Source organism: Vibrio sp. V39_P1S14PM300 (genome assembly GCF_009904765.1).
Lineage (GTDB): Bacteria > Pseudomonadota > Gammaproteobacteria > Enterobacterales > Vibrionaceae > Vibrio > Vibrio proteolyticus.
Genome location: NZ_WXWP01000264.1, coordinates 18257 through 23347, shown reverse-complemented (window position 1 = coordinate 23347; position 5091 = coordinate 18257). Strand labels below are relative to the sequence as shown.

Sequence of the window (5091 nt, the reverse complement as noted above, 5' to 3'; positions counted from 1 at the left end):
ATTAAAGCCTGCTTTAAGAAACCGTTGGCTATTCGGAAAACAAAAAATAATAAGGAAATATCAATGAAACCTATGAGGAAAACATTGCTCGCAACTGCAATGCTCACTCTTTTTAGCGTCAGTGGTTACGCGCAAACTCCAGCTGACATGGGGGTTGTTAACGAAGAGAAACTCATCGAAATGCTCGTTCGTAAGGGCGTTGTCGATGAGAATGCTTCCGACACAGCAAAGCGTGAAGCTCTGGATAACTATCTGGAAGCTAAAATCCGTTCAGGCTTCAAAGGAGACGCACAATTTGGCAAGAAAGCGCTGGAGAAGCGTGCCAAGGTGCTGAAATCGATTGAAAAGCACAAAGGACACCAACGTGCCAGCGTGTTTGCTCTGGACGTCAGTCAAAAACGTACCGACAAGGTTCTGGCCCTGTTGATCGACTTCCCAGATCTGCCTTGGGACGACAACAAGCTGACCAAAGAGCATACTGAAATGCTTTACGACAGCTATGAGCCACACCACTATCAGAATCTGCTGTTCTCAGGCGCCGGTTATGCTGGTCCAAACGGTGAAAATCTGATCTCGATGCGTCAATACTACGAAAGTGAATCTGGCGACAGCTACAGCGTTTCCGGTCAGGCCATGGGCTGGTACCGTGCAACCAAAAACGCGGCTTTCTACGGTGGTAACTCACCAACCACAGACAATGACATGAATGCTCAGGAGCTGGTGCGTGAAGCGCTGGATCAACTGGCACGTGACCCGAACATCAACCTGGCAGACTATGACGTTGAAGACCGCTACGACTACGACGGCGACGGCAATTATCGCGAGCCCGATGGTGTTATCGATCACCTGATGGTCTTCCACTCTTCTGTGGGTGAAGAAGCTGGTGGCGGCGTGCTGGGTGCAGACGCTATCTGGTCTCACCGTTTCAACCTGGGCCAATACCATGTACTGGAAGGCACCAAGAGTAATGTTCCGGGCCGGTTTAACGGTCAGTTTGCCGCGTTCGATTACACCATTCAGCCAATTGATGCTGCGGCAGGTGTGTGTGCGCACGAATACGGCCATGACTTAGGTCTGCCAGACGAATACGACACCCAATACACAGGTAAAGGCGAGCCGGTTTCTTACTGGTCAATCATGTCTTCCGGTAGCTGGGCTGGTCAGATCGGCGGTACACAGCCAACTGCCTTCTCCTCTTGGGCAAAACAGTTCCTGCAAAACTCCATTGGCGGCCGTTGGATCAACGATGATCAAATTACCATCAATGAGCTGGACAAAGGCGACCGCGTTTTCACTCTGTTCCAAACGACCGATAATGATCGTCCGAACATGGTGAAAGTGGATCTGCCTCTGAAACGTATCGAAGGTCTGAAGCCGTATGAAGGACAATACTCCTTCTACTCAGACAAAGGCGATGATCTGAAAAACAGCATGTCACGCACCTTGTCTGTGCCTGCTGGCGGTAAAGTGACACTGAGCTTCAAAGCTTGGTATGAGATCGAGAAAGACTACGACTTCGCCCGAGTGAAGGTTAATGGTCAGGCGATCGCTGGTAACATCACCACAATGGACGACCCTTACAAAACAGGTCTGGTACCTGCAATTTCGGGTATTTCCGGTGGTTGGATCGATGCGGAATTCGATCTGAGCGAATGGGCAGGTCAGGATATCGAGCTGGCGTTTGACTACGTCACCGATGGTGGTCTGGCGATGGACGGTCTGTACATCGATAACATGGTACTGGATGTTGATGGTCAGGTTACTCCTGTTGACGACGCAGAAGCAGCTTCAACGTTTGCTTTCAACGGTTACCGCCTGACAGACGGCTACCACGAAGCGCCACACTACTACCTGCTGCAATGGCGTAGCCACAACGACGTCGACGAAGGTCTGGCAAACATCAAACGTTTCGGTCAGTTGATGTCGTTCGAACCCGGTCTGATCGTATGGTATGTCGACGAGTCGATGACAGACAACTGGGTGGGTCGTCACCCTGGTGAAGGCTGGCTGGGCGTAGTTGATGCGGATCAGAACGCGATGGTTTGGGCCAACAGTGGCGAAGCAGCGCAAACGCGTTACCAAATCCGTGATGCGGCCTTCTCGCTACAGGATCAGACACCAATGCGTTTGGTTAACGGCAGTGGTGATGTTCTGGAAGATGTCAGCCTGATTGGTACGGCGTCATTTGCAGACAACCAGGATTACTCGAACCCACAATCACCAGATTCCGGTCGTAAACTGACTGAGTTTGGTCTGGAAATCGAAGTGATCGACCAGGCTCCAAACAACGAGTACGGCGTTATCCGCGTTTCGAAAGCAGCCGACGACAACATTGCTCCAGAAGCGGGCTTTGAAGTGCAAGTTGACGGTCTGAGCGTCAAAGCATTCAACCATAGCGTTGACAAAGACGGTCAGTTGGTTCGCTACCTGTGGGATTTCGGCAACGGCCAAACCAGCGATGAAATGGCACCAGCCTGGTCTTACGCTGAAGCAGGAAGCTATCAGGTTTCTCTGACTGTTACGGACGACAAAGGCGCAACCGACACCATCAGCAAGCAGGTGACCGTTGAAACACCGAATGCGTTGCCTGAAGCGAGTGCTAAATACATCCACCTGGGCCGTTGGGTCACCATGTGGTCAACCAGCACAGACAGCGATGGCCGTATTGTGGACACTGAGTGGACGCTGCCAGGTGGTAAAGTGAAACGTGGACGTATCTTTACTTCCATCTTCCCAAGCTATGGCGAACATGAAGTTAAGCTAACCGTGATGGATAACGACGGTGCAACAGTAACGAAAACCATCGTTGTGGATCTGTAATTCCCCGATTATTCCCAAGTTCCATGGGAAGCTCCTGGCGCAACCTTCGGGTTGCGCCTTTTTTGTATGCGTTTATTGGGATTGATCGTGAATGCGCTCCAGCGCTTCAACACGTCGCCACTGCACCGAGTCAAAACGTTGCTCCCGGAGCACGGCAATCTGTTGCTGTTTCTCTTGTTCACCCAACCATTCATCTGACAGAATGGCACTTCGTTGCTGCAGATAATCATTTAACTGAGATTCAAATGACATGCGCTGGTTGTCCAGTTCAGCCAACCGCTGCGCCCCACTCTCGCCCACCAGTTCGGCCCGGATCAAATAGCGGTTCTGCTCACTCTCAGCATCTGCTGCAATCAACCCGGCAACCATGGTCGCGTTCTGTTCACTTTTTTGCAGATAGTCTGGCAGCTCAGCATTGAGTGCCGCCATTTGGCTACGTTGATCAGCCTCGTCCAGAGCGTGCGCTGTGATATCCAGCTTGTCCATTGCCAACTGTCGCCAACGGTTTTCGTCACCAAATAACAGGGCTTGCTGCTCAGGAGTAAAGTACTCACTTTGCAACGCAAGTAACGCTTCGTTGAGCGCGACCAGTTTTTCACGCGTGCTTTGATTGGTATCCGGCAGTATCAATTGAGCCAGCGCCTTCTTATAACTGACGTATTGTGCGAACAACGTTTCATCCACCAGCAGTTGATCGTTTTGACTGGCGTATTCGTCGACTTCCTCACGTAAGCGGTTTAGATCAGTTTCACCCAATCCGGCCAACGCATAGTCCAGTAAATCCCGGCTGGACGATTCATCAATTTCGGTGTCTTGTTGAGATGGTGTTTGCAGCCTCGCCGGCTGAATGTCAGTCGGCTGCGGCCATAAAAAGACCGCACCGGCGCTCCCCAAGGCGATCATCAATGATAATACCAGTGCGGACTTTTTCATCAGTTACTCCTTACAGACCTTGTAGCTTTAAACGATTAGCATGTTGACGGTATAACGTCACCGGATCGGTTTCAAACAGATGGTGCACGCCAAGCAAGCCGTTAATTTCATCCAGGTGATTCATTTGGTAGTCGTCACGAATCACTTTACCAAGGTGCGTACTGCAGACCCCAACCAGTCCATCACTCGGCCCATCAAAGGCCAGACCAAGAATCGTCATCGCCGCGTCCGTCGGATCTAAAAGGTTGGTAAAAGTGGATGATCCGGTCCAGGAGTAGTAATACACCCCGTTGTCCGCGAGAAACTCACCGTCACCGCATTCTGAGGTCGGCACGCCTTCCGGATAGTGCTGATTAAACGCCAGTGAGCCTTCGGTAGTCAGAGCAGCCAGTGATGCCAGTGGATCCTGTTCAAGATCACTGCCGCCGGACAACAGGTTGATCAACGTCACCAGACCTTCGGCCAGTTTGACGGCAATCGCCTCGCCAGCCGAGCCATCGGCAACGGCGCCACGAACCAGATCCGCGACTTTCGAGCCTTTGTTCACACCACCGACACTGGTCACTGAAGCAACCAGATCCGGCCGCACTGACGCAACGTAGCGCGCTGTCGGCCCGCCATGGCTATGACCAATTAAGTTCACCTTTTCGGCACCCGTCGCTGCCAGCAACATCTCAACCTGAGACAGTAGCTGCTCTCCACGCAGTTCGCTGCTGTTAGTCGCTGAAACTTGAGCCACATACACCGAGGCTCCGTCTTTGGTGAGTGAATGTGGGATGCTGTAGAAATAATCGACACCAGCCAAGGTGTCGAAACCAAACAGCCCATGTACCAGCACAATGGGATAACGCGTTTGGGTATAGCCAGTATTGTCCAGTGCAGATGCGCTCGTAGAAGCCAGTACGAACGGACTGAACAGGCAGAGAGCAACTAAGTAGAGTTTCATTTTCAATGTATTATTCCTTATTCTGATTAGACCTCGGAGGAGTAGATCAAAAATAGAAGAAACATTGACGAAATGAATAATCGGAGTATTAATAAACTCAATTAAGTGTGACGATTAGTCATAATTCAACAGAATCGTTAAACATGAACAAATCAATACCGAACAAGGCACGATAAAAATCAAAACAGGTTAATTAATAACTTTTAAATCAATATAATCCTGAAAAGTCTCCATCAATAAAAACCTTGATTTATTAAAGGATAACGCACAAAAGCGCAGCCACATAAGTTAGCATAAACCACTGAATAAAAAAGAAGTTACTTAATTAGAGTTAACTTAAATTTCAACAATTTACAACAAAACTCACCTTTCGTTTTTATAATTCAACTTGC

3 protein-coding genes are annotated in these 5091 nt (G+C 49.9%); 1 reads left to right on the top strand and 2 read right to left on the bottom strand.

Annotated elements, in window-relative coordinates:
- The first annotated feature begins 63 nt into the window (after nucleotides 1-63).
- Nucleotides 64-2820 (top strand): immune inhibitor A domain-containing protein, encoded by a 2757-nt coding sequence (locus CAG65_RS13670; RefSeq protein ID WP_161453998.1) that lies wholly within the window; start codon nucleotides 64-66, stop codon nucleotides 2818-2820.
- A 72-nt stretch (nucleotides 2821-2892) separates the two neighbouring features.
- Here the strand turns inward: CAG65_RS13670 and CAG65_RS13665 are convergent, their stop codons facing one another.
- Together CAG65_RS13665 and CAG65_RS13660 are read right to left on the bottom strand one after the other, a co-directional pair.
- A complete protein-coding gene (locus CAG65_RS13665; RefSeq protein ID WP_021704717.1) occupies nucleotides 2893-3753 on the bottom strand; it encodes a lipase secretion chaperone in 861 nt (286 codons plus the stop codon).
- Between the two features lie 10 nt (nucleotides 3754-3763).
- Nucleotides 3764-4699 (bottom strand): esterase/lipase family protein, encoded by a 936-nt coding sequence (locus CAG65_RS13660; RefSeq protein WP_021704718.1) that lies wholly within the window; start codon nucleotides 4697-4699, stop codon nucleotides 3764-3766.
- Nucleotides 4700-5091: the final 392 nt, after the last annotated feature.